Annotated in this window: 22 protein-coding genes and 3 tRNA genes; 4 read left to right on the top strand and 21 right to left on the bottom strand. The window is 49.7% G+C overall.

The annotated features are described in order from the left end of the window. Nucleotides 1-16: 16 nt before the first annotated feature. Nucleotides 17-3499: a transcription-repair coupling factor gene (gene mfd / locus OSH01_RS12700; protein ID WP_266124485.1), complete on the top strand. Its 3483-nt coding sequence runs from the start codon at nt 17-19 to the stop codon at nt 3497-3499. A gap of 81 nt (nt 3500-3580) precedes the next feature. Here mfd and serB read toward each other — a convergent pair whose 3' ends face one another. Then, nucleotides 3581-4435: a phosphoserine phosphatase SerB gene (serB, locus tag OSH01_RS12695; RefSeq protein ID WP_266124484.1), complete on the bottom strand. Its 855-nt coding sequence runs from the start codon at nt 4433-4435 to the stop codon at nt 3581-3583. A 177-nt stretch (nt 4436-4612) separates the two neighbouring features. Here serB and OSH01_RS12690 point away from each other — a divergent pair, with 177 nt between their 5' ends. Next, a complete protein-coding gene (locus tag OSH01_RS12690) occupies nt 4613-5725 on the top strand; it encodes an NAD(P)H-dependent flavin oxidoreductase (protein WP_266124483.1) in 1113 nt (370 codons plus the stop codon). A 53-nt stretch (nt 5726-5778) separates the two neighbouring features. Here OSH01_RS12690 and OSH01_RS16540 read toward each other — a convergent pair whose 3' ends face one another. From OSH01_RS16540 to OSH01_RS12590, 20 genes are all read right to left on the bottom strand, one after another. Next, complete coding sequence (locus OSH01_RS16540) at nt 5779-6069, bottom strand: DUF2818 family protein (protein ID WP_376918106.1); 291 nt, start codon at nt 6067-6069, stop codon at nt 5779-5781. 258 nt (nt 6070-6327) lie between these two features. Continuing rightward, the gene (gene nuoN, locus OSH01_RS12680; RefSeq protein WP_266124575.1) at nt 6328-7812 is read right to left on the bottom strand and encodes an NADH-quinone oxidoreductase subunit NuoN; all 1485 of its coding nucleotides are present in this window, start codon (nt 7810-7812) and stop codon (nt 6328-6330) included. 9 nt (nt 7813-7821) lie between these two features. Further along, entirely contained in the window at nt 7822-9309 is a 1488-nt protein-coding gene (locus tag OSH01_RS12675) for an NADH-quinone oxidoreductase subunit M (protein WP_266124481.1), read from the bottom strand. An 11-nt stretch (nt 9310-9320) separates the two neighbouring features. Continuing rightward, on the bottom strand, nt 9321-11315 hold the full coding sequence (gene nuoL / locus OSH01_RS12670; protein WP_266124480.1) for an NADH-quinone oxidoreductase subunit L: 1995 nt from the start codon (nt 11313-11315) through the stop codon (nt 9321-9323). A gap of 15 nt (nt 11316-11330) precedes the next feature. Then, nucleotides 11331-11639, bottom strand: a complete 309-nt coding sequence (nuoK, locus tag OSH01_RS12665) for an NADH-quinone oxidoreductase subunit NuoK (protein WP_266124574.1) — start codon at nt 11637-11639, stop codon at nt 11331-11333. A 2-nt stretch (nt 11640-11641) separates the two neighbouring features. After that, nucleotides 11642-12274 (bottom strand): NADH-quinone oxidoreductase subunit J, encoded by a 633-nt coding sequence (locus OSH01_RS12660; protein WP_266124479.1) that lies wholly within the window; start codon nt 12272-12274, stop codon nt 11642-11644. Between the two features lie 18 nt (nt 12275-12292). Next, entirely contained in the window at nt 12293-12781 is a 489-nt protein-coding gene (gene nuoI, locus OSH01_RS12655; protein WP_266124478.1) for an NADH-quinone oxidoreductase subunit NuoI, read from the bottom strand. A 17-nt stretch (nt 12782-12798) separates the two neighbouring features. After that, nucleotides 12799-13872 (bottom strand): NADH-quinone oxidoreductase subunit NuoH, encoded by a 1074-nt coding sequence (gene nuoH, locus OSH01_RS12650; RefSeq protein WP_266124477.1) that lies wholly within the window; start codon nt 13870-13872, stop codon nt 12799-12801. Nucleotide 13873: 1 nt separating this feature from the next. Then, on the bottom strand, nt 13874-16207 hold the full coding sequence (gene nuoG / locus OSH01_RS12645) for an NADH-quinone oxidoreductase subunit NuoG (protein WP_266124476.1): 2334 nt from the start codon (nt 16205-16207) through the stop codon (nt 13874-13876). Nucleotides 16208-16221: 14 nt separating this feature from the next. Further along, nucleotides 16222-17589: an NADH-quinone oxidoreductase subunit NuoF gene (gene nuoF, locus OSH01_RS12640; RefSeq protein ID WP_266124475.1), complete on the bottom strand. Its 1368-nt coding sequence runs from the start codon at nt 17587-17589 to the stop codon at nt 16222-16224. Further along, entirely contained in the window at nt 17586-18080 is a 495-nt protein-coding gene (gene nuoE / locus OSH01_RS12635; protein WP_266124474.1) for an NADH-quinone oxidoreductase subunit NuoE, read from the bottom strand. The genes nuoF and nuoE overlap by 4 nt, the downstream gene beginning before the upstream one ends. Nucleotides 18081-18108: 28 nt before the next feature. Further along, on the bottom strand, nt 18109-19362 hold the full coding sequence (locus OSH01_RS12630; RefSeq protein ID WP_266124473.1) for an NADH-quinone oxidoreductase subunit D: 1254 nt from the start codon (nt 19360-19362) through the stop codon (nt 18109-18111). Nucleotides 19363-19364: 2 nt separating this feature from the next. Beyond that, the gene (locus tag OSH01_RS12625; protein ID WP_266124472.1) at nt 19365-19976 is read right to left on the bottom strand and encodes an NADH-quinone oxidoreductase subunit C; all 612 of its coding nucleotides are present in this window, start codon (nt 19974-19976) and stop codon (nt 19365-19367) included. 30 nt (nt 19977-20006) lie between these two features. Next, nucleotides 20007-20483, bottom strand: a complete 477-nt coding sequence (locus tag OSH01_RS12620; protein ID WP_266124471.1) for a NuoB/complex I 20 kDa subunit family protein — start codon at nt 20481-20483, stop codon at nt 20007-20009. A 133-nt stretch (nt 20484-20616) separates the two neighbouring features. Continuing rightward, nucleotides 20617-20979, bottom strand: a complete 363-nt coding sequence (locus OSH01_RS12615; protein ID WP_266124470.1) for an NADH-quinone oxidoreductase subunit A — start codon at nt 20977-20979, stop codon at nt 20617-20619. A 304-nt stretch (nt 20980-21283) separates the two neighbouring features. Next, the gene (locus OSH01_RS12610) at nt 21284-22438 is read right to left on the bottom strand and encodes a porin (RefSeq protein WP_266124469.1); all 1155 of its coding nucleotides are present in this window, start codon (nt 22436-22438) and stop codon (nt 21284-21286) included. A 488-nt stretch (nt 22439-22926) separates the two neighbouring features. Next, nucleotides 22927-23011 (bottom strand) — tRNA-Leu (locus tag OSH01_RS12605). Between the two features lie 162 nt (nt 23012-23173). Next, the gene (gene secG, locus OSH01_RS12600; protein ID WP_266124468.1) at nt 23174-23659 is read right to left on the bottom strand and encodes a preprotein translocase subunit SecG; all 486 of its coding nucleotides are present in this window, start codon (nt 23657-23659) and stop codon (nt 23174-23176) included. A 17-nt stretch (nt 23660-23676) separates the two neighbouring features. Then, the gene (gene tpiA, locus OSH01_RS12595; protein WP_266124467.1) at nt 23677-24426 is read right to left on the bottom strand and encodes a triose-phosphate isomerase; all 750 of its coding nucleotides are present in this window, start codon (nt 24424-24426) and stop codon (nt 23677-23679) included. Nucleotides 24427-24531: 105 nt separating this feature from the next. Beyond that, complete coding sequence (locus OSH01_RS12590; protein ID WP_266124573.1) at nt 24532-25509, bottom strand: NAD(P)H-quinone oxidoreductase; 978 nt, start codon at nt 25507-25509, stop codon at nt 24532-24534. A gap of 312 nt (nt 25510-25821) precedes the next feature. Between OSH01_RS12590 and OSH01_RS12585 the strand changes: the two genes are divergently transcribed. Continuing rightward, nucleotides 25822-25911: transfer RNA gene (locus OSH01_RS12585), tRNA-Ser, on the top strand. Nucleotides 25912-25924: 13 nt separating this feature from the next. Next, a tRNA-Leu gene (locus tag OSH01_RS12580) sits at nt 25925-26010 on the top strand. Nucleotides 26011-26104: the final 94 nt, after the last annotated feature.

Below are 26104 nucleotides of genomic sequence, written 5' to 3'. Positions count from 1 at the left end.
ACAACGTAATTTCATAATGACTATCCTGACGGAAACCGATACGCAACATACTCTGGCATTGCCAAGCTCCGCTCAAGTCTTGGCCGCCATTAAGCCCGGCCTCAGGTATGCTCAGCCTATGCCTCCAGGCTCCGGGGATGCTTGCTTATTGGCCGATTTAGCGCAGCAATATGCTGGCCCGCTTATTGTATTATGTGCTGACCCTTTAGATGCACAACGACTCAGCGAAGAGTTAAGCTTATTTGCCCCCAATAAGCGTATCCGTCAGTTGCCTGATTGGGAAACTTTACCTTACGACAGCTTTTCACCACATCAAGACCTGATTTCAGCTCGTTTGCGCACCTTACATGCACTAAAGCAAAATGAGCTAGATATCTTAACGGTGCCGGTTACCACAGCCTTATACCGCCTTGCTCCGCCTTCATTTTTAGCCGCCTACACCTTTTCCTTTGCCCAAGGCGACAAACTTAACGAACAAGCCTTACGTGAGCAACTAACTCTCGCCAACTACACCCATGTTACTCAAGTCACGGCGCCTGGTGAGTTTTGTATTCGTGGCGGACTGCTAGATTTGTTCCCTATGGGTTCGGTACTGCCTTATCGCATTGACCTATTTGATGACGAAATCGAATCTATACGCAGCTTTGATATCGACACTCAGCGTAGCCTCTACCCAGTCAAAGAAGTGCAGTTATTACCGGGTCGAGAATTCCCTTTAGACGAAGACGCCCGTCAAGCCTTTCGGGCTCGTTTTCGAGAGTATTTCGAAGGCGACCCGTCCAGAGCGCTACCTTATAAAGATGTGGGTAATGGCATCGCTTTTGCTGGTATCGAGTATTACCTGCCGTTATTCTTCTCCAGTACTGCGACCCTTTTTGATTACCTACAAGCATCAAGCTTGCTGGTAACACACGGCGATGTACAACAAGCCATACAAAGCTTCACTCAAGACACACAAAACCGCTATCAGTTTCTGCGTCATGACCCTGAACGCCCTATCGCTAATCCCTCCACTTTATTTCTAAGTAATGACGATTTTTTCCACGAGATAAAGCCTTTTGGGCGTTTAAGCTTGCAAAAGCAAGAGCAGGTACACCCTGACTTTGTGCCCTTGCCTAATATCGCGGTCAATCGCCGAGCCGATGATCCACTGGCGTTACTGCGTGCCGAAGTGCTCAACGAGCGCCGCCGTACCGTATTATGTGCGGACTCAGCTGGCCGACGTGAAACTCTGCTGCAAATGCTGCATGAGTACAACGTCAAACCCGATCCTGACGTGCAAACCTTAGGCGAGTTCCTGGACAGCGATAGCCGTTTCGCCCTTATCGTAGCCCCACTGTTTCACGGTTTTGCTTTAGCTCAGGCTGAGCTCAGCCTACTGACAGAGAACGACCTTTACCCCACCCAAACACGCAGTCCACGAGGCCGTCGTCGCCAAGAGCGTAGCAGCGATGTAGAGGCTATGGTGCGCGATTTGTCTGAGCTACGACGAGGTGACCCAGTAGTCCATACCGAACACGGCATAGGTCGCTATTGTGGCCTTATTGAGATGGATCTAGGGGAAGGGCCAGTCGAGTTCTTGCACTTAGAATATGCCAAAGACAGCACCTTGTATGTGCCCGTCGCACAACTGCATCTAATTTCTCGCTACAGCGGCTCGGACCCCGAGCATGCTCCCCTGCATCAGCTAGGTTCGGGGCAATGGGACAAAGCACGTCGAAAAGCGGCCAAGCAGGCACGTGATAGCGCCGCCGAACTTCTGGCTATTTATGCTCAGCGCGCGGCTCGCAATGGGTACGAATTTACACTGCCTATGCAAGACTACCAAGCTTTTTCCGAGGGCTTTGGCTTTGAGGAAACACCCGATCAAGCGGCAGCCATTGAAGCAGTCATTCATGATATGACCTCAGGACGCCCTATGGACCGCCTAGTCTGCGGCGATGTAGGGTTTGGTAAAACTGAAGTGGCTCTGCGAGCCGCTTTTCTAGCCGTCGCTAACGGCAAACAAGTGGCCTTGCTATGCCCTACTACCTTACTGGCTGAGCAGCATGCTCAAACCTTTACTGACCGTTTCTCTGATTGGCCCATTCGGGTTGCGGAGCTATCCCGCTTTCGCTCCAACAAAGAAAGCAACGCTGCCATAGCAGGATTAGCAGAAGGATCGGTGGATATTGTCATCGGCACGCACAAAGTGCTCTCAGAGAGCGTGACATTCAAAAATCTTGGTTTAGTCATTATTGATGAAGAGCATCGATTTGGAGTACGTCAAAAAGAGGCCCTAAAAGCGCTGCGAGCTGAAGTCGATATTTTGACGCTCACCGCCACCCCTATTCCCCGTACTTTGGGCATGTCGTTAGAAGGTATTCGCGATTTCTCTGTTATTGCCACCGCTCCACAGAAACGCTTAGCCATCAAGACTTTTGTCCGCAGGGAAGACGGCAGCACCATACGCGAAGCCCTATTACGAGAGCTTAAGCGTGGGGGACAAGTCTACTTCTTACACAACGAGGTCGACACCATACAGAATCGCAGGGCTAGACTGGAGGAGTTAGTTCCCGAAGCCCGTATCGCCGTCGCACACGGACAAATGGCCGAGCGTGAACTGGAAGCGGTCATGAAGGGGTTCTATCAAAAACGCTATAACGTCTTACTTTGCACGACCATCATAGAAACGGGTATTGATGTGCCAAGCGCGAACACTATCGTGATTCATCGCGCCGATAAGCTTGGGCTGGCACAGTTGCATCAACTACGTGGCCGCGTGGGTCGCTCGCACCACCAAGCCTACGCCTACTTGCTCACCCCCGGCGAGGATGCCATCACCAGCAACGCCAAAAAACGCTTAGATGCTATTCAGGCCATGGAAGAGTTAGGGGCTGGTTTTTTCCTTGCTATGCACGATTTAGAAATTCGCGGTGCCGGTGAAGTCTTAGGAGAGTCCCAATCAGGGGACATTCAGGAAGTGGGCTACTCCATGTATTCGGACATGCTGAATGCCGCCGTCAAAGCCCTTAAAGCCGGCGAGGAGCCCGACCTAGACTCCCCCTTCAAGGCCCAGTGCGAGATCAATTTACGTAGCTCCGCCTTACTGCCCAGTAATTATTGCCCCGACGTCAATGCGCGCTTAGGCCTGTACAAAAAGCTCGCTCACGCGCGCGATAACGACGACCTTATTGCCATTCATGAAGAGCTCATTGACCGCTATGGCTTATTGCCCGAGCCTGCGGAAAACCTACTCAGCGTACACAGACTACGCATCCAGGCTGAACCACTAGGCATTATTAAAATTGACGCGAGTGAAACTCAAGCCACTATTCAGTTTTCCAGCAAGCCCAATGTAGATCCAGTAAGCCTGATTGAATTAGTGCAAAAACAGAAACACATACGTTTTGCAGGCCCTGATAAATTGAAAATGGAGATGGCAGCTGGGCTGGATCTTAAGCAGCGCACTCAACAAATTACTGAGCTGCTACGCCAATTGAATAAGAGCCAACGCTAGCGCTGCAATGAAAACAGCACATTACCCTATACGGTATGTGCTGTTTTACCCCCGCCATCAAGCGGCATAATCAGTACTTACTTAGTGACTTAAACGAAACCAGTTCAAAACCCCGTCTAAAGGTGCATAATTCAATGCAAAAGCGGCTTGCTCTTGTACTACAGGCTTAGCCCTATAGGCGACTGAGTACTTCGCTTGAGCCATCATCACTAGGTCATTTGCCCCATCTCCAATGGCCAAGCACTGCTGTGGACCAGCGCCTAGTTCCTGCGCCAAAGCCTGCAAGTAATGAGCCTTAGCATGACTGTCCACAATATCACCAACTACACGTCCGGTTAATACCCCTTGCTCGACCTCGAGCGTGTTCGAATAAGCAAAATTCAGCTCTAGCCGTTGCTGTACCCGCTCAGTGAAAAAAGTGAAGCCCCCTGATACCAATAGGGTTTTCACACCATGCTGATGCGCTCCAGCAACCAGCTCTGCAGCCCCTTTATTGAACTGTAATCGCTCCGCATACACTCTTTGGAGGGCTTGCACCGGCACGCCTTCTAGTAGGGCGACTCGACGGCGCAGACTTTCTGAAAAATCGCTAATCTCACCTCGCATTGCCGCTTCGGTAATCGCTGCCACCTGCGGTTTGCGGCCGGCCATATCGGCGATCTCATCAATACACTCTATCGTGATTAAGGTGGAGTCCATGTCCATGGCTAAGACCCGCATATCGGACAAATTATCAATTTGGTTCAGATAAGCGAAGTCCACGCGAGCTTGCTGGCACAATGCCTGCACTTCTTTCTTGCTCGCAGGGTCAGCCCCAAGAATACGAACAACATTGGCTTGCGCTAAAGGCTGTACCCCATCAGCTTGGGCTAGGGCGGCAACCTTTTCTATAAACGAGCCATCAAAATGAGGCCCTTGCAAAATTAAGTGAGACATAGACGATTCAAAGAGTATTAACGGAGCAAAAAATAGCAGAAAGCAATATTGTAGCCCCGAGAAGATCTCTACAGCATGCAGCGCTCACGACTGGACACTTTTTAGCTCTACACAGGTGCCCCCCTAGCTGCTACGATATTCCAACACGCTGAAAACTTGCTAATAAGGGTGATCGCTATGTACGTCTGGCCAAACAATCAACTACTCGACTTACTCAATATCGAGCAGCCCATCATACAAGCCCCCATGGCGGGCGCCCAAGATGCGCAATTGGCTATTGCTGTTGCTCAAGGTGGTGGCCTAGGTTCTATTCCTTGTGCCATGCTATCGCCCGAGCAAATCCTCACACAATTTCATCTGTTTAAACAGGCTACGCCTGCCCCCGTCAATCTCAACTTCTTTTGCCATCCAGATCTCGCCCATAACCGTGAACAAGAGCAACAATGGCTTGCCCGCTTAAGCTCCTACTACATTGAAGCAGGTCTAGATCTAAACACCCCGTTGCCTAATGCCTCTCGTAGCCCCTTTCAGGCGGTTCATGCAGAACTTATCCAAACACTGAAACCGGAAGTAGTCAGCTTTCATTTTGGCTTACCCGATGCTTCTTTGCTTGATCTGGTTAAACAAAGTGGCGCACTAGTATTCTCTTCTGCCACTACAGTCCAAGAGGCTGTGTGGCTGAAAGAGCGAGGCTGTGACCTCATTATTGCGCAAGGCTACGAGGCAGGAGGCCACAGAGCATTGTTCTTAGATACTCGCATCGACACCCAAGTTGGCTTAATGGCCCTATTACCGCAAATTGTTGACGCTACCGACCTGCCGGTGATTGCCGCTGGCGGGATAGTGGATGGTCGCGGTATCACAGCGGCTTTTGCACTTGGAGCTTGCGGCGCGCAGTTAGGTACCGCTTTTTTATTTTGTCCCGAGGCAAAAATATCCTCCTTGCATCAACAAGCGCTGTCAAACAGCACAGCAAGCAGTACCGCCTTAACCAATATTTTTACCGGCAAACCGGCCCGTGGCATACTGAATAAGGCCATGCTAGAGTTGGGGCCTATCAGTACAGAAACCCCCGATTTCCCCTACGCTGCCTCCGCCATCGCACCCTTACGCAGTGCCGCTGAGCATGCACAATCCAGCGAGTTTACCCCTCTATGGAGCGGGCAAGCAGCCGCCCTAGGACGAGAGTTGCCCGCGGATCAACTCGTACGGGTATTGGCCCAAGAAAGTCAGGGGGTTTGTAAGCAATTAGGCCTAGCGGGGTCAAAGTACCCACTGGAAAAAGCATAGAGGTCAAGATAAAAAAATAGCCGCTCATTGGAGCGGCTATTTTTTCAGTGCACTTATTCAAACTTACCTTTTGGATGGCGCATCAAATAGCGGTACACAAAGCCGGGGTATGCCATGACCAAAAACAGACACAAAGTAATGACATAGAATTCCCAGTTTTGAGGAAAACGATTACCTATATGGCTTTCAAAAGCAAAGCCCAATGCACCGACTAAACAATAAAAAACCAGTACTTCCAGTAAACGAATAAATAAGTTCTTCTGTACTTTCTGCTGCTTTGATAACCACCCTGGTAAAGACATTAAGAGGCTAGCACTGAACAAGGCCAGCAACAGTTTAATCATGAACTCAGCGGACGAGTTCGCTAACAAACCGCTTAAGCTTCCCAAGTACGATAGTATGACCCAAACCAAAAAAGCTAAAACACAGAAAAACAATACACCGATAAAAAACTGAACCCACATGGGTCGAGGACTTTCCCCTTTCTGTGACCAAGGTAAAAGCAAAAAAGGCTTCTCTATCACAAAGGGCAAATTGGCTACGCATAACGCTAAGGCAATCAGCAAATAAACGGAGAAAGTCTGACTCATGTAAAAACTCAATTAAAACTGCAGTGACGCTTCAATGACTTTGATGCACAGTTCCATGAGGTAGTTCGGAAACATACCAATCACCAAGATCAAGGCACCATTCAATACCATTAAAGCACGTGCTAAGAGACTGGCCTGAACTGGCTGTACTGCACCTTGAGGCTCGTCAAAATAAATCACTTTCACTACACGCAAGTAATAAAAAGCGCCAATCAGGGACATAATGACGGCAAACACTGCCAACCAGATATACCCTGATGAGACCACCGCTTGCAGTACGCTTAATTTAGCAGCAAACCCAGCCATAGGAGGAATACCGGCCAACGAGAACATGGACAGCAACCATACTAGCGCAAAGCCCGGATGCTGACGATTCAGCCCTTTAAGGTCATCAATATTTTCACATTCAAAGTCTTTACGGCTCAAAAGTAAAATCAAACCGAACGTACTTAATGTGGTTAATACGTATATCACTACGTAAAACAAAGATGCGCCGTAAGCCTGAACGTTGTTTTCCCCCACCGACAGCACTCCAGACATTAGGCCTAAGAACACAAAGCCCATGTGCGAAATGGTGGAGTAAGCTAGCATACGCTTCAGGTTAGTCTGCATGATAGCGGTTAAGTTCCCGATTAAAAGGGAAGCAATCGCCATCAGCATCAACATAGGCTGCCAGTCTATCGCCACACCATGCAAGGCTTCCACCAAGAAGCGCAAAGCAATAGCAAAGGCAGCAAGTTTAGGAGCAGCACCGATAACCAGCGTAACAGTAGTGGGCGACCCTTGGTAAACGTCAGGAGTCCACATATGGTAGGGTGCTGCGGTCAGTTTGAAAGCCAAGCCAGACACTACAAACACCACACCAAATACCAACGCTAAGCGCTGCGCCTCACCTGCTCGAATGACTTCAGCAATTTTACCTAGGTCTAATTCGCCGGTAGCACCATAAATCATGGACATACCGTAAAGCAATACACCTGAGGCCAAGGCACCCAATACGAAGTACTTCATCGCCGCTTCAATTGACTCGCGGTGATCACGACGCAAAGCGACCAAAGCATAGGCGGCAAAGGACATCAGCTCGACGCCCAAATACACCATCAGCATGCTGCCTGCTGAAATCATCAGCATCTGGCCTAGCAAGGCCATCAATGTCAACGAGTACAACTCGCCGCCACGGCTTAGCATGTCACGCTGAAAGGCGTATTCGCGACCATAGATCAACGTGACCGCTACGGCAATACAAGAAAGTAGCTTAAGGAAATGGGACAGTGAGTCGACAACGAACAGGCCACCAAAAGTGACGCCATTCATGTTGCTCGACCATTGCCACAACACACTAAGCGCAACCACCACTAAAGTAATAAGCGTCAATGCGAAAGTACTATCACGTTTCGCATGTTGGCTGAAGGCATCAAAAACCAGCACACCCGAGGCTAAGATCAACAACAGGATCTCAGGCAGTGCCAGGACAAAGTTGAATGAATTTTCCATAATGTTTAGGGCCTACAGTTTCGAGACGGAGACGTGTTGCAGCAACGCTTCGACCGAAACGTGCATGACTTCGGTAAACGGCTTTGGATAAATACCCATATACAACACAGCGATAGCCATAACACTCAGGATAAAGAACTCGCGACCAGACAAATCACTCATGGCAGCCACTTGAGGATTCTCTATCGGGCCAAAGGCCACGCGTTTGAGCATCCACAGTGAGTAAGAAGCACCAGTGATCAGAGCAGTAGCGGTCAATAAACCGACCCAAAAGTTGTACTCCACAGCACCCATGATGACGGTGAACTCACCGATAAAACCACTGGTACCGGGCAAGCCACAGTTTGCCATAGAGAACAAGACGAAAAAGGTCACGAAGCGCGGCATAACCTTCACGACACCACCGTAATCGGCGATCTCGCGACTATGCATACGGTCGTAGAGCACCCCTATACACAAGAACATCGCACCCGATACAAAACCGTGCGAGATCATCTGCATAATGGCGCCTTCCAATCCCGTTACGTTGAACAGGAAAAAGCCTAGCGTGACAAAACCCATGTGGGCGACCGAAGAATAGGCCACCAGTTTTTTCATATCGTCTTGAACAATAGCAACCAATCCGATATAGATCACCGCAATCAACGACAGGGTAATCATAAATACTGATAGGTTCTGAGCTGCGTCAGGAACAATGGGTAGCGAGAAGCGAAGGAAACCGTAAGCACCTAGCTTCAGCATAATGGCTGCCAAAACAACTGAACCGCCTGTAGGAGCTTCCACGTGGGCATCAGGCAACCATGTGTGCACCGGCCACATAGGCACTTTGACCGCAAAAGCCATCAGCAAAGCGATAAAGATCAGTATCTGTGGTGTGTAGCCCAGCTTCACGTCATGCCAAGTCAAGATGTCGAACGTACCGCCGGACACATTCCATAGATAAATGAAGGCAATCAGTGTCAACAAGGAACCTAACAAGGTATATAGGAAGAACTTGAATGCTGCGTAAACGCGGTTCGGTCCGCCCCAGACCCCAATAATTAAATACATGGGGATCAAAGTGGCTTCAAAGAACACGTAAAACAGCAAACCGTCCAGTGAGCTAAATACCCCAACCATCAAACCTGACAGTATAAGGAAAGCCCCCATGTACTGGGCTACCCGGTTCTTAATCACTTCCCAACCGGCTAACACGACGATAATCGTGATGAACGCAGTCAGTAATACAAACCACAGGGATATACCATCGATACCCAAATGGTAATTAACATTAAAAGCCGAAATCCAGGAAGTTTTTTCCTCGAACTGCATCGCTGCCGTCGAGTTATCAAACCCTGTATACAAAGGAATAGTTACCAGTAGGCCCGCTATAGAGCCTAACAGGGACAGCCAGCGGGTGAACTCGGGGCGATCATCGCGCCCCAGAGCCAGCACTAGCAAACCAGCGACAATAGGAACAAAAATCGCCAGCGTTAACCAAGGAAGAGTAGAAGACGCCATATCGCTAGCCATTACTGAACCGTCAGTACAAAAAAGGTTAAGAGGACCAAGATACCCAGAATCATGGCTAGGGCATAGTGGTAGATGTAGCCAGTTTGCAGATGGCGACTCACTGCCGCGATCATGCCCACTACTCGCGCACTACCATTGACCAATAAGCCATCAATCAAGCCACGGTCAGCCCCTTTCCACAGGCCTGTACCCAAGCAGCGAGCACCACGGGCAAGAACCTGTTCATTGAACCAGTCAGCATAGTATTTGTTTTCCATGATGCGATACAGGAAAGCAAAGTTGCGCTTGAAAGCAGCTGGTACAGCGGGATTCACCAAGTACATGTAAGCAGCGACCACCATACCAGCAATCATCAGCCAAAATGGTACCGTGACAAAGCCATGCACACCGTAATCAAACCAGTTAGTCCAGTGCTCAGCCAACACAGCCATGGCCGGGTGATCAGGCAATACTTCAATGATGCCGTGGAAGTAGTTACCGAATAGCAGAGGATCTACAAACCAGACTCCTGCAAAAACAGACGGTATGGCCAGCAACACCAAAGGCAGAGTGACTACCCAAGGAGATTCTTTAGGATCACCACCGTGCTCATGGTGATCATGTGCATCGTCATGCTTCACATTGCGGAAGCGCTCTTGCCCATGGAATACCAGGAAATATAAACGGAAAGAATACAAGGAGGTAACAAATACACCGATGAGGGTAGCGTAATACGCATAACCAGCGCCCCAAACCTGAGCGGCTCCAGCAGCCTCAATAATGCTTTCTTTGGAGTAAAAGCCCGAGAAAAATGGCGTTCCAACCAAAGCCAAAGTACCGATCAAAAAGGTAAACCAAGTAACAGGCATGTACTTGCGCAAGCCACCCATATTACGGATGTCTTGATCGTGGTGCATACCGATAATTACGGAACCTGCGCCCAAGAACAGCAAGGCTTTAAAGAACGCGTGAGTCATCAGGTGAAAGATAGCTGCCGAGTATGCTGAAGCACCCAAAGCGACGGTCATGTATCCCAACTGAGACAAGGTAGAGTAGGCAATCACGCGCTTGACGTCATTTTGAATAATGCCCAGCAAACCTAGGAACAGAGCCCCTGTGGCACCAATAATCATAATGAAAGACAACGCAGTCGACGACTGTTCAAAAACAGGCGAGAAGCGTGACACCATAAAGATACCCGCTGTCACCATCGTTGCCGCGTGAATTAATGCGGAAATAGGTGTAGGACCTTCCATGGAGTCAGGCAACCAGCTATGCAAAGGTACTTGCGCCGATTTACCCATAGCTCCAATAAACAGAGCAATCGAAGCCACTGTTAATAGTTGCCAGTCGGTGCCGGGGAAAGTCAGAGTGCTGAGCTCTTGAACCTTTGCAAAGACATCACTGTAGTTCATTGAGCCTGTGTAGGCGTACAACAAACCGATACCTAGCGCAAAACCGAAGTCACCCACGCGGTTGACCAAGAAGGCTTTCATATTGGCGAAAATGGCCGTTTTACGCTCGAACCAGAAGCCAATCAGCAAATAAGACACTAGACCTACTGCTTCCCAGCCGAAAAATAGCTGCAACATGTTGTTAGACATGACCAGCATCAACATCGAAAAGGTAAACAGCGAGATATAAGAGAAAAAGCGCTGATAGCCGGGATCGTCACGCATGTAGCCAATGGTGTAGATATGCACCATTAGCGACACGGAAGTCACAACAACCATCATCAACGCGGTCAGTTGATCAATGAGAAAGCCGATATCCCATTGCACATTACCGATGGTAATCCATGTGTAGACCGCACCGTTAAAGGTGTGGCCATCTAACACTTGGAACAACACCATGACTGAACCAATAAAGGAAATCAGTACGCCCGCGATAGTAATTAAATGTGCTCCGGTTTTGCTCACAATACGAGCTAGAAAGCCCGTACCGAACAACCCCGAAAGCAAGGCACCCACTAAGGGAGCCAAAGCAACTGTTAAATATAGATTTATGGAGTTCATTGTTCTGCTATCCCATCAACCCTTGAGCTGGTCTAGATCGTCAACATTGATCTTGTTTAAGCTACGGAAGAGCAAGACCAATATAGCCAGACCGATAGCAGCTTCCGCTGCAGCGACTGTCAGGACGAAGAAAACAAACAGCTGACCCGCCGTATCACCAAACCAGGTAGAAAAGGCGACGAAGTTAATGTTGGCAGAAAGCAAAATCAATTCTACCGACATCAATAAAATGATCAGGTTGCGCCGGTTCATAAAGAAACCTAGCAGACCAATTGTGAACAGAATCGCACCTAAGACCAGATAGTGCGCAAGAGTAAGCGTCATCATCAGTTGTCTCCCGGTATGGTATTGTCAGCCTTGGCTGGCTGCTCAGTCTGAGAAGCGATATTGACCATGCGCAAACGATCCTTAGCACGTACCCGTACTTGTTGACTAGAGTTAGTACGAATAACGTCAGTACGCTTACGTAGCGTCAGGGCAATAGCAGACACCATACCCACCAACAACACAATACCGCCTACCAATACCGCCAAGACATAGTCGGTATACATCAGCACACCAATAGCAAGCGTATTGTTGTAGTCGGCCGCCACTGGCGCAGCAGGGCCAGCATGGTACCAAGTATTAGTCAGTACAAAGCCCATTTCCAAAACCATAACTATGCCTATGATGAGACTCATAGGCATATAGGGTTTGAACTTGTTGGGTACGCTTTCCTCGCGCACATCAAGCATCATGATGACAAACAAGAACATCACCATCACGGCGCCCACGTAAACCACGACCAAGAGCAAAGAGAGGAACTCTGCACCCGTCGTCATCCACACCATCGCGGCGGTAAAAAAAGCCAAAATCAAGTGCAACACCGCAGTAACGGGACTACGCGCCGTGACCACACGGAACGCAGCAATCACCAGTATCAGTGAGAGCACATAAAACAGCACAGTAGTAAATAACATAATTAACGTACTCCGGCCTTAACGATACGGTGCGTCTTCGGCACGACGACGGGCGATTTCAGTTTCATAACGATCACCTACCGCTAGCAACATGTCTTTGGTGAAGTACAGATCGCCTCGCTTCTCACCGTGATACTCATGAATATGAGTTTCCACAATAGAGTCAACGGGACAGCTTTCTTCACAAAAGCCACAGAAAATGCATTTGGTGAGATCAATGTCATAACGCGTAGTGCGGCGTGTACCATCTTCACGTTCTGCCGACTCAATGGAAATCGCCAAAGCTGGACACACGGACTCGCAAAGCTTACAGGCAATACAGCGCTCTTCCCCGTTGGGGTAGCGACGTAAGGCATGCAAGCCGCGGAAACGTGCCGAGGTTGGTGTTTTCTCCATTGGGTAGCGCAACGTAATTTTGCGCTTGAAAAAATATTTGCCGGTAAGGCGCATGCCTTTGAGCATTTCGGTCAGCAGCAAACTGCCGAAGAAATCTTTGATTGCTTCCATAATTTAGCCCCTGTGCCTTATTGCCAGATGTTCAATGGCGTTTGCATCCAAATCGCCACGATCAACAGCCACACACCCGTTAAAGGGATGAACACCTTCCAGCCCAGACGCATAATCTGGTCATAACGATAGCGTGGGAATGTCGCGCGGAACCAAACAAACATGGAGACGACGACAAAGGTTTTTAGCCCCAGCCACAACCAACCTGGAATCCAAGTAAAGGGTGCAAACTCTACCACTGGCGTCCACCCCCCCAAGAACATGATGGATGCCAATGCCGACAACATAATCATGTTGGCGTATTCGCCCAAGAAAAACAGAGCAAATCCCATTCCAGAGTACTCAACCATGGGGCCTGCAACAATCTCGGACTCGCCTTCCACTACGTCAAAGGGGTGACGGTTGGTTTCTGCGACCGCAGACACCACATACACCACGAATAAGGGTAAAAGCGGCAACCAGTTCCATGAGAGGAAGTTCAAGCCTTTATCGGCGAAATAACCTTGAGTTTGACCTACCACGATGCCAGACAGGTTTAAGGTCCCCGACACCAACAACACAGTAATCAAGACAAAGCCAATGGCTAGCTCGTAAGACAAGACCTGAGCCGCTGCACGCAAACCACCCAGTAAGGCGTATTTAGAGTTAGAGGCCCAGCCTGCAACCACCACACCATACACACCCAACGAGCTAATCGCTAACACATATAACAGACCAGCATTCACGTCTGCAAGAACTACGTCAGGACCAAATGGAATCACAGCCCATGCTGCTAACGCGGGCATTAAGGTGACCACAGGTGCCAACAAATACAGCGTTTTATTGGACTTAGCCGGAATGATCAACTCTTTGGTTAAGAGCTTAAACACGTCAGCAAATGGCTGTAGCAAACCGCGCGGACCCACACGAGTTGGGCCAAGACGAACGTGCATGAAACCAATCATTTTACGTTCCCAATACGTGAGGTAAGCCACGCAGAGAATGATAGGCACAGCAATCACGACGATTTTAATCAGCGTCCACACCACATACCATGCGGTGGGGCCGATCAGATCCGTACCAAAAGCCTGAATAGTAGATAAGATATCCATGTTATGCACGCTCCACAGTCAGTGGCGCAAAAGCGCTGCCGAGTGCGGCAGTTTGAGGAAATGCCGATGCAATGCGAACCGCTGATTGGGCCACGGTGTCATCAGCCTGCGCTGGCAAGACAATCTCGCCTTGCGCACTACGAACACGCACCTGATCACCATCTGATAGACCTAACGCTTGCAACTGCTGTGAGTGCATACGGGCTGTCGGTAGTGCACTGGCAGGCGTTGCCTGCAAGGGCTCTGAACGACGTACCAATGCATCCGTACGGTAGATAGGCACATCAGCCACACGCTCAAGTGCGTTAGCATCCACTTGATTCAATACTGGGTCGCCCTTGATTTGGTTAGACAGACGCGACTCCACGCCAGCCGCCATCACTAAATCACGTACTGACTCAGAGGTTTCGTCATCGAAACCATCGAGCTGAAACAAGTTACCCAGCACACGCAACACTTTCCATGCTGGTCGTGTGTCGCCAACCGGAGCCGCCGCACCTTTAAAGCTTTGCACCCGCCCCTCAGCATTCACGAATGTGCCGGAGGTTTCTGTAAAGGGGGCAATAGGCAACATGACATCTGCCCAGTCTTGCGCTGCAGAACGATAAGAGGTGAAAGCCACTGCCAGCGTGGACGCTTTTAAGGTTTCTACCGCACGGGCACCTAAATCGCTATCCATGGCCGGCTCGACATTCAGGACAAAGTAAGCACGTTGAGTTTGTGCCAACATTTGTTCCGCTGTCAGGCCACCTTTGGCAGGCACCGCGCCAGCCAAGTATCCACCCACCGTATTCGCCCCTGCCGTCAGGAAGCCTAGCTTTGCGTTCACGGCTTGAGCAATGGCGGCCGCATTAGCCAGAATTTCTGTGGCCACATCCGAAGAGATAGCCATATTACCGATCAACACTGCCACACGCTCACCACTACGTAAGCTGTCAGCAATTTGCTGGGCTTGAGCGGAAACCTGTAGCGTATCAAAACCAGCGGGTAAAGGCTGGGCATTTGCCTGAGCAATCGCCACCAATACCTCGCCTAGGGCTGTGGGTAATAAGCTAGGTTTAGTCGTAATGCGTGCCTCAATTGCGGCAAACAAGGGGTTATCAGCCGCCGAGTCAATAAAAGACACCTGAGCGCCACGTTTGACCGCCTGACGCAAACGCTGCGCCATCAAGGGATGATCTTTACGCAGGAAAGAGCCCACAACCAATACACGGTCTAGCTCATTGAGTTCAGTCAACGGCATACCTAGCCAAGGCGTACCACTTAATACTGAATCTAAACGAGAGTCGGTTTGACGCAAGCGAAAGTCCACGTTTTCTGAACCTAAAGCCCTGGCCAAACGCGCCAACAAAGCAAGCTCTTCAACGGTAGAGCTTGGGCTACCAATAAAGGCTAGTTGGTCAGCGCCAAACTTTTCCCGTACAGCATTCGTGGCATGTACCACGTGTTGTAGGGCATCGCTCCAAGAGGCCTCACGCCACTCGCCTTGATCATCACGCATCATGGGGTGGGTTAAACGATCTTCGGTGTACAAGCCTTCGTAAGAAAAACGGTCACGGTCGCTAATCCAGCACTCGTTCACCTCTTCGTTTTCGAAGGGCACCACGCGCAGTACTTTGTCTTGCTTAGCTTGAATGACTAAGTTAGCACCAACGCTATCGTGCGGGCTAACGCTGCGACGACGAGCCAGTTCCCACGTACGCGCATTAAAGCGGAACGGCTTGGACAGCAGGGCCCCTACGGGGCAAACGTCAATCATATTGCCGGAGAGTTCGGACTCAACGGCTTGACCAATAAAGGTGGTGATTTCCGCGTGCTCTCCGCGGTTCAACATCCCCACTTCTTGTACGCCAGCGATCTCTTCTCCGGTGCGCACACAACGTGTACAGTGAATGCAACGCTGCATGGCATCGGTGGAGATAAGTGGCCCCATGGATTTAGCGGCGACCACACGCTTTTCTTCTTTGTAGCGCGATTCATCCGCGCCATAACCAACCGCTAAGTCTTGTAATTGACACTCCCCGCCCTGATCGCACACGGGGCAATCTAGGGGGTGGTTAATTAACAGAAACTCCATCACGCTTTTTTGAGCGGCTACCGCTTTTTCGGAGCGCGTGTGCACGATCATGCCGTTGGTAACTGGAGTAGCACAAGCCGGTAAAGGCTTCGGCGCTTTTTCCACGTCAACCAGACACATGCGGCAGTTAGCAGCGATGCTAAGTTTTTTGTGATAACAGAAGTGCGGCACATAGACCCCAACATTATGAGCAGCCTGTATGACCATGCTGCCCTCTGGGGCTTCTACCTTAATGCCATCGATGGTGAGTTCTACCATTACTTTGTCCCGGCCTACAAATATTGAGGCACCACACAGCCTTTGTGCTCTATGTGGTGTGCGAACTCGTCGCGGAAATGCTTGACAAAACTGCGTACAGGCAATGCCGCAGCATCACCCAAAGCGCAGATCGTGCGGCCCATGATGTTATGAGCAATCTCATCGAGCATGTCCAAATCTTCTGGACGCCCCTGCCCATTCTCAATGCGCTTGACCATGCGCCAAAGCCAACCCGTTCCTTCACGACACGGAGTGCATTGGCCGCAGCTTTCGTGATAGTAAAAGTACGATAGACGCAGTAAGGATTTCACCATACAGCGCGTTTCATCCATTACGATCACAGCGCCAGAGCCCAACATGGAGCCGGCTTTAGCGATAGAGTCATAATCCAAGTTAGTCTGCATCATGATGTCAGCAGGCAATACCGGCGCACTAGAGCCCCCTGGAATAACCGCTTTCAACTTACGACCACCGCGCACACCACCTGCCATTTCTAGGAGGGTGGCAAAAGGAGTACCTAAAGGTACTTCATAATTGCCCGGCCGCTCGACATCACCAGAAATGGAGAAGATTTTGGTGCCGCCCGCATTAGCTACACCGATATCCAAATACTGCTGCCCACCATGGCGAATAATCCATGGGACCGCCGCAAAGGTTTCAGTGTTATTGATGGTGGTAGGTTTACCGTACAAACCAAAACTGGCCGGAAAAGGAGGTTTAAAGCGCGGCTGCCCTTTTTTACCTTCTAGCGATTCCAGCAAAGCGGTTTCTTCACCGCAGATATAGGCACCGTAACCGTGGAAAGCATGCAACTGGAAGTTAAAACCCGAGCCTAGAATATTATCGCCCAAGAAACCGGCTGCACGCGCCTGCTCTAGAGCTTCCTCGAAACGTTCATAGACTTCGAAAATCTCGCCGTGAATATAGTTGTAACCCACGCTAATGCCCATCGCAAACGCGGCAATAGCCATCCCTTCAATAACGATATGTGGGTTGAATCGTAAAATATCACGATCTTTAAACGTACCAGGCTCACCCTCGTCCGAGTTACACACTAAGTACTTTTGACCTGGTAATGTGCGGGGCATAAAGCTCCACTTCAAACCAGTAGGGAAGCCCGCGCCACCACGTCCACGTAACGCTGAAGCTTTAACTTCTGCAATCACATCGTCCGGTGTCATACCGGTGGTCAAAATTTTACGTAAAGCTTCGTAACCGCCACGTTTAACGTAGTCTTCCAGACCCCAGTCAGTACCGTTTAAGCCCGCCAAAATTTGTGGCTGGATATGACGATCGTGGAAGATCATACTGCGCGACAGATTAGCTCCAGGATCGGGTGCGAGCCCCTGAGCTAGTCTGCGCAGAATCTCCGGTGAACTCATGCCGACTCTCCGTGTTTTTTCAATTCCTCAAGCACGGCATCGATACGCTCGGGCTGCATATGCACACACATGTGCTGATTATTTAGCAGCATCACGGGTGAATCACCGCACGACCCCATGCACTCACCCATTAAGAGCGAGAACTGGCCGTCAGCGGTGGTTTCACCGTAATCGATACCCAATTTTTCTTTTAAGTACTCACCGGCCTTCACCCCGTCACGCAGGGCACAGGGCAAGTTAGTGCAGACGGTAATCGTCACGCGCCCAACCGGTTTTAAGTTAAACATATTGTAGAAAGTCGCCACTTCTTGCACGGCGATCGCCTCGACACCAATGTGACGAGCCACATCGGCCATAATTTCAGGCGACACCCAGCCTTTTTCTTGCTGGGCAATAGCCAGTGCTGCCATGATGGCAGAACGGCGCTGATCGGCTGGAAACTTCGCCAGTTCCCGGTCGATTTTTTGATAGGCTAATTCGGAAAGCAACATAATTCGGTTCCGTATATTCTGGTGCGACCTAACGGTCGATTTCACCAAACACAATATCCTGCGTCCCGATGATAGTGACCGCATCAGCAATCATGTGACCGCGTGTCATTTCATCTAGGGCCTGCAGGTGCACAAAGCCAGGGGCACGAATTTTCATGCGATAGGGCTTGTTGCCTCCGTCGGATATCAAATAGATACCGAACTCGCCTTTAGGGTGTTCTACCCCGGCATAGGCCTCGCCTTCCGGCACGTGCATACCTTCGGAAAACAGTTTGAAATGGTGGATGAGCTCCTCCATACCTGTTTTCATTTTTTCACGCTTGGGCGGCGCTATTTTATGATCCTCAGTAATAACTGGACCTGGATTATTACGCAGCCATTGTACGCACTGACGAATAATCTTATTACTTTCGCGCATTTCAGCTATACGCACCAGATAACGATCGTAAGAGTCGCCGTTGGTACCCACGGGAATATCGAACTCAAGGCGGTCATACACCCCGTAAGGTTGCACACGACGTAAATCCCACTCTACCCCTGAGCCACGCAACATAGGGCCTGTAAAGCCCAAGGCCTTGGCACGATCTGGATCAACCACACCGACGCCAACCAAACGCTGCTTCCAGATACGGTTATCGGTCAACAAGGTTTCGTATTCGTCCACACATGCGGGGAAACGGTTGGTGAAATCTTCGATAAAGTCCAACAACGAGCCTGAACGAGCCTCGTTCATCGCTTTCAGTTCTTTTTCGGAGCGGTACTTGTTACCTGTGTACAGTGCCATTTTCTCGGGCAGATCGCGATATACACCACCAGGCCGATAGTAGGCAGCGTGCAAACGAGCACCTGACACGGCCTCGTACACGTCCATAAGATCCTCACGCTCACGGAAGGCATACAAAAACACGGCCATGGCACCCACATCGAGGGCATGGGACCCCACCGACATGAGGTGATTCAAGATACGCGTGATCTCATCGAACATGGTGCGTATATACAGCCCACGCAACGGCACTTGTACCCCTGTAAGCTTTTCAACAGCCATACAGTAAGCATGCTCGTTGACCATCATGGAGACATAGTCCAGTCGATCCATGTAGGGCAAGGTCTGCAAAAAAGTGCGATGCTCGGCTAGTTTTTCGGTGGCACGATGCAGCAAACCAATATGCGGATCTGCACGTTGTATCACTTCACCGTCTAGCTCTAGCACCAGACGCAATACACCGTGTGCGGCGGGGTGCTGAGGACCAAAGTTAAGAGTGTAATTTTGAAGTTCTGCCATGATTAGCGCCCTACTCCGTAATCATCTTCGCGCACAACCCGAGGAGTGATCTCGCGTGGCTCAATGGTAACGGGTTGATAGATGACTCGTTGTTGCTCGGTGTCGTAGCGCATTTCAACGTAACCCGAAATCGGGAAATCTTTACGGAATGGGTGACCGATAAAACCATAATCAGTCAAAATACGACGTAAGTCTGGGTGGTTTTCAAACACCACCCCAAATAAGTCGAAAGCCTCACGTTCGAACCAATTGACCGTTGGCCAAACGTCGAACAAGGTGGGCAAAGTTGGAAAATCATCGTTAGGCACAAACGTGCGCACACGCAAGCGCCAATTATGCGTAAGCGATGTTAGATGCAACACCACTGCGTAGCGGTGTGGAAACAGGCTGGGATCAGGCTGAAAAGTAGGAGCGCGCCAGGCGGAATAATCAACGCCACACAAATCAATACAGGTTTCAAAACGCAGGTCTGCGTGATCCCGTAAGGTTGTACACACTTCCACCCAGCTCTCCGCCGGTGTTTCCAAACTAAGCTCGCCCAACGCGCAGCTTAATTTAATATCATCGCCCAGCACTGAGCGTAAGTTTTTCTCTAGAGTTTCTAGCCGTGTCATAGTCTCATTTCAACCTAAAGAGGCACCGCCTTAGCGGGCGATCGTATTGGTCAGACGAATCTTGTTTTGCATTTGCAGCAAGCCGTAAACCAGCGCCTCGGCCGTAGGTGGGCAACCGGGCACATACACGTCTACGGGTACGATACGATCACAACCACGCACCACCGAATACGAGTAGTGATAATACCCACCCCCGTTGGCACAGGAGCCCATAGAGACCACCCAGCGAGGCTCTGCCATTTGGTCGTAGACCTTACGCAAGGCAGGTGCCATTTTATTGCACAGCGTACCAGCCACGATCATAAGATCAGACTGACGCGGGCTGGGACGGAAAATAATGCCGAATTGATCAAGGTCGTAACGTGCTGCACCAGCGTGCATCATTTCCACGGCACAACAGGCCAGACCGAACGTCATGGGCCACATAGAGCCTGTTTTTGCCCAGTTCAGCAATTTGTCTGCACTGGTGGTTACAAAACCTTCTTTAAGAATGCCATCGATAGCCATAATTGTATGCCTTTTAGCGGGCCGGCATCAGTCCCACAGACTGCTACGCCCTATTTGCTTACCAAGTTTACTAGCCGCTTGCGCAAGCCGTATAAACCTCACACCCGTCACTCCTAGTGACATGACACCGAGATTACTCCCAATCCAGGGCGCCTTTTTTCCATTCGTAGATAAAGCCGACTGTCAATACAGCCAGAAATGCCATGACAGTCCAGAAGCCTACTAACCCTACGGTGCCATTAGCCATCGCCCAGGGAAACAAAAAGGCAATTTCCAGATCAAACATGATGAACAATATGGCGATGAGGTAGTAACGAATATCTACCTTCATACGGGAATCGCCAAATGCCTCAAAGCCACACTCGTAAGGAGATAGCTTTTCATCATAAGGGCGGTTAGGACCAAGTAAACGACCCGCCGTCAATAGCGCCAAACCTATACCTGTAGCCACAATAATGAACAGCAATACAGGGAAGTACTCTTGCAAGTTAGTCATGCAAAGCATCCAATCGCAGTAAATAAACTCTTGGATTGTAGCATTTTGAGAGCCATCTTTCGGGGGATAACCACACAGAGGCGTCAAGCTCATTAAGCGTTGCTAGAAGGCATCATATTTTCATTGAAATACGCGCAGATCTTGATTTTTGTAATTTTCACTGAACAGGAAAAACACAAGAACAGAACAACACCATAAGAATACGAAACAACAAAAAAGCCACTCCGAAGAGTGGCTTTAGGCTCTATACAGGTCATCATTAAGATGACCTGCTGCTGAGTGCGTAGTTGCCTACGCAACCCAATTAGAACTGGTGACGCAGACCAACACCAACCAGTGTGGACTTAGCATCTGTGGAGAAGTGTACGTTCTTGGCGTAGGAACCAATTGCGTATACGTTCGTGCGCTTGCTTAGTGGGTGTGTGTAACCCAAGCTGTATGTATGCTGCTTCTTGAACTCAGCGCCTGTACCTTGGAAAGCATCAGGAGCGCTGCGTGGGTCAGCCATTGTCCAAGATGCCATTACATTACCAGCACCTACTGGAGCGGACAAGCCAACCAAGTAAGAGTTAACTTTCAAGCCCTTACCGTTAATATTAGCTGGCAAACGCTCGCCGCTGAAGGACTGAGTCGCAAACATACCATCACGAGTTTGACCAAAAGCCAAAGACGCTTTTACAACTTCAAAGTCGTAGCTACCACCGATATTCCAGGCCTTAACAGTGTCTCCACCAACAACATTATTGCCGCTGTAGAACTCGGCTGTTTTACGCTGATCGTATGTAGCAACAAGACCGATAGGACCGTTGGAGTAACGCAGCGCTGTAGTGATAGCGCGTTGGTTTTCTTCCAGACCACCGGACTCTTTATAAGCCTGAGCACCGTCAGTATTAAAAGAATAACCAACCCCAAACTGGAAGCCAGAGAAGTTAGGAGTTTGGTATGTAACCAAGTTGTCGTAGCGAACTGTATTTACGGAAGTAAATGCAGCACCGACGTTAGCCTGATCGAAACCACCACCAAATGGATCAACGATACCAGGCATGTACTTGGAACCGATATTGGTTTGACGACCGAAGTCTAACTGACCCCAGCTATCACCAGCCAAACCAAGAGTAGCCTGACGGCCAAACAAACGATTGTTTACTTTAGCACTACCTTGAGCGGAGCCACCAGTACCTAAGTCAAAGCCACTTTCCAATTGGAATACAGCACGCAGGCCATCGCCCAGATCCTCAGAACCTTTCAGGCCCCAGCGGTTACCAGACTGAACACCGTTGATCAAGCCAGTTTTTTTGGATGTGATGGAGTTACCAGAACCACCGTACACACCCGAACCTTTGTACTGGTTAAAACCAATACCACCATCAACGATACCGTACAGCGTGACAGACGTTTCTGCGTGTGCGATGCCAGCGAAGCCGGCCATCAGAGCAGCAGCGAGCAGAGTCTTTTTCATGTAAGAAATCTCCGTAGATTTGAGTAAATCAGAGCAGCCCAACTACAACAGTGCTGCTGCTCCTTCTAACTCCGCAATGGGAAGTTAAGTGCTATTGCATCAAAATTCTGGCGACTTGACTACGAAAGCCTGTTCAAAGGTGAATCTTTCCGCTTTTCATGTTGGCTATACACAACAAAACATAGCAAAAACCCCATAAACAGGCCTTTTAGCAGGCTCACAAAAACCAGAGCTTTTGCAAAACAAAGACACCTCTTCTGGCTAGAAATAACTTGAATGAAATCAGCTAAGTATTGGTATTAGCTGATTTTTCGCTTAAATACCAAACTCACCTCAAGCAAGCCACATCCAACAAAAAGCAAGCGCCCAGCAACCCCAAGCAGGCTGATTGCATTCCAAGAACACCACAACACCCGAACAACCCAAAAACGAAGCATATAAAAAAACCCGCCTAACTTAATTAAGCGGGTTTTTAAATATTTGTAATTTGGTGCCGACGACGAGACTCGAACTCGTACAGCTTTCGCCACTACCCCCTCAAGATAGCGTGTCTACCAATTCCACCACGTCGGCAAATATGCAAAGACGATTACTATAGCACGAAACAAACAAAAACAATCCGAAATGCGCTTAAAACACTAAAAAAAGAACAATACCACCCAAATCGAAGAGGCAAATAGCTTTATAGCAACAAAAAACCACCCCGCGGGGTGGTTTTACTAGAATACCGAAAGCCTACTGGGCGGCAGGTAGGTCGCTAGCAGCCTTATCATCTGCCTGAACGCTATTGTCCACTGCTGGCATATCGCTATCAGCCTGCTGCGCAGGCGCTGATGGCACCTCGGCCGGCGTTCCGCTCACCGAAGGAACCTCTAGCGAGGGCACGGCCGGCACCTGATTCGAAGGCACGACGCTTTCAGTGGCACCACCTGGCACGGCGGACTCATAGCCCTGCATCACCCCATCAGTAAGTTGCTGACTAGGATGGTGCGCTACCCATGCCAACCCACCCGTTGTGACAAAAAACACCACTGCAGCCCATTTGGTTAGGCGCGACAGAAAGTTGGCCGCACCGGCCGCACCAAATACACTACCTGCAGAACCGCTGCCAAACGCAGAACCCATATCTGCACCCTTGCCTTGCTGCAACAGCACCAAGCCGATAATCGTCAGCGAAGACAATACTTGCACCGCTAGCAATACGGAAGACAAATTACCCATTCAAAAACTCCGTGACCTTAAGCGGCCGCAATATGTAAAAAATCATGAGCATGCAAAGATGCCCCCCCAACAAGGGCGCCGTCGATATCTGGCATGGCAAATAGATCAGCCGCATTATCGGGCTTCACACTGCCACCATAAAGTATGTGCAACGTATGAGCGATACTATCAGGCCACTGAGCGCGTATTAATGCGTGCACCTCTTGAGCTTGATCTGGCGTTGCACTTAAGCCAGTTCCAATTGCCCACACAGGCTCATACGCCACACAAATTTTTTGCAAGTCAGAAAGCGGCCAGTCAAGCACACAACGTAATTGCTCGATAATCACGGAATGGGTAACACCCGCTTCGTGCTCTTGCTGAGTTTCACCCACACAAAGTATAGGCTTTAACCCAGCATCGAGAGCCTGTCGCAATTTAGCGGCGACCAACTGATTGCTTTCCGCATGATATTGGCGACGCTCAGAATGACCGACGATCACCCAAGCACACTGTATATCGGCCAGCATGGAAGCTGATACTTCGCCCGTATACGCACCTTGAGCATGCGCGCTGACATCCTGGGCTCCTATAGCTATAGCAGAGCCTTTAAGGCAAGACGCCAGCTGCGACAAATACACATAAGGCGCACAAACAACCAAGTCGCAGGCCAGCGCGCTACCTGCCCCTTGCTTTAACTCGGCCAACAATTGCGCATTGCCCTGCAATGAGCCATGCATTTTCCAATTACCCACAAGCAGTCGCTTGCGCAAAGAGTGTACCGCCATGAACTTGCTTTTACCCGCTCAAGAGATAGTAAATATTTTAAATAAGCTAACTAACAACCCGCTATTGTAGCGCGAGCTGCTTATATTCGCCTAACAAGAATTCTCTTACTCTACCAGCAAGATAATTTTACCTACTTGCTCACCAGCTTCCATCATGGCATGCGCTTGGGCTGCATCGTGTAATGGAAATTGTGCATAGATCTGTGGCGCAATGACACCGCTTTCTAATAATGGCCAAACATGTTCACGCAAGCTGTTAGCAATGGAAGCCTTAAAAGCCACGGAACGAGCACGCAACGTAGACCCAGTAATAGTCAAACGACGTCGCATAATTTCTGCACAATTGACGGTAGCCCGCGCGCCGCCTAATAAAGCAATAATAACCACCCGCCCGTCGTCCGCCAAACACTTCAAGTCGCGATTGATGTATTCACCCGCTACCATATCTAGCACCACATTGACGCCTTTGCCTTGGGTATGCTCTTGGATGAACTCTTCATACTGCTGCGTGCGATAGTTAATGCCAATGGCACCTAGCTTATTGACGGCCGCCACCCGTTCGTCGCTTCCCGCCGTAGCGTAGACGGTATGCCCCAACGCCACCGCCAGTTGTATGGCTGTGGTTCCTATACCACTGGCGCCGCCGTGCACTAACAGACTTTCGCCTTGGCTGAGCTCGCCCCGGTCGAACACATTACTCCAGACAGTAAAAAACGTTTCCGGCAAACCCGCTGCTTCAATCAGCGATAGCCCCTTAGGAATAGGTAAACACTGCTGCACAGGCACCACGCAATACTGGGCGTACGCGCCTCCCGACACCAAGGCACACACTTTATCGCCTATAGCAAAACCACTTTGCGCCACATCACCGGCCACAATTTCACCTGCCAATTCTAAACCGGGAATATCAGAAGCACCTGGTGGCGGAGGATAGCCACCTTGACGCTGAAAAGTATCTGGACGATTAACACCAGCCGCAGCCACTTTCACTACTACCTCACCCGCCTGCCAACTTGGCATAGGACGATCACCCAGCACCAGGACCTCTGGCCCACCAAACTCTGTGATTTCCACTGCTTTCATCATGTGCATCCTTTCATCGTCAATAGATACATAGTTATAGCCTTTTTACAGCCCCAACTGCGTTTGCGGGCCACACCATAGCCTAAAAAACCCTACTTAGTCCAAGCCGCACCTGCATCACGTACCGATTAATCAGGAAAAACCCTATAAAGGCATGACTAAATGAAAATTTTGCGCTACACTTATTAGCTTTCCTAGTTAACGCGTATCGCACGCTTTAATTGTATGGAGTTTAGGCAGTTTAAATAATAGTTTTATCCAAATTGCACAAGCCTATTTGAATAAATTATGTTAAAACATCAGCCTAAACAAGGAAGCGTGCCAGAGCGGTTGAATGGACCGGTCTTGAAAACCGGCGATGGGGTAACTCATCCGTGAGTTCGAATCTCACCGCTTCCGCCAAAAAACACCCGCTGCATCCATGGCGGAATAGGTAGACGCAAGGGACTTAAAATCCCTCGGGCATTGCCCGTGCCGGTTCGATTCCGGCTGGATGCACCAAGATACTAAAAGCCCTAGCAAAGTATATTCTTGCTAGGGCTTTTTACTGTCCGCCACACAAGTACTACTATGCCCCGCTAGCGCGCCCTATCGC

It is taken from the genome of Alcaligenes endophyticus, assembly GCF_026344035.1.
Taxonomy (GTDB): Bacteria; Pseudomonadota; Gammaproteobacteria; order Burkholderiales; family Burkholderiaceae_B; genus Alcaligenes; species Alcaligenes endophyticus.
The sequence above is the reverse complement of the archived record's forward strand: the minus strand, read 5'-3'. Positions and strand labels throughout refer to the sequence as shown.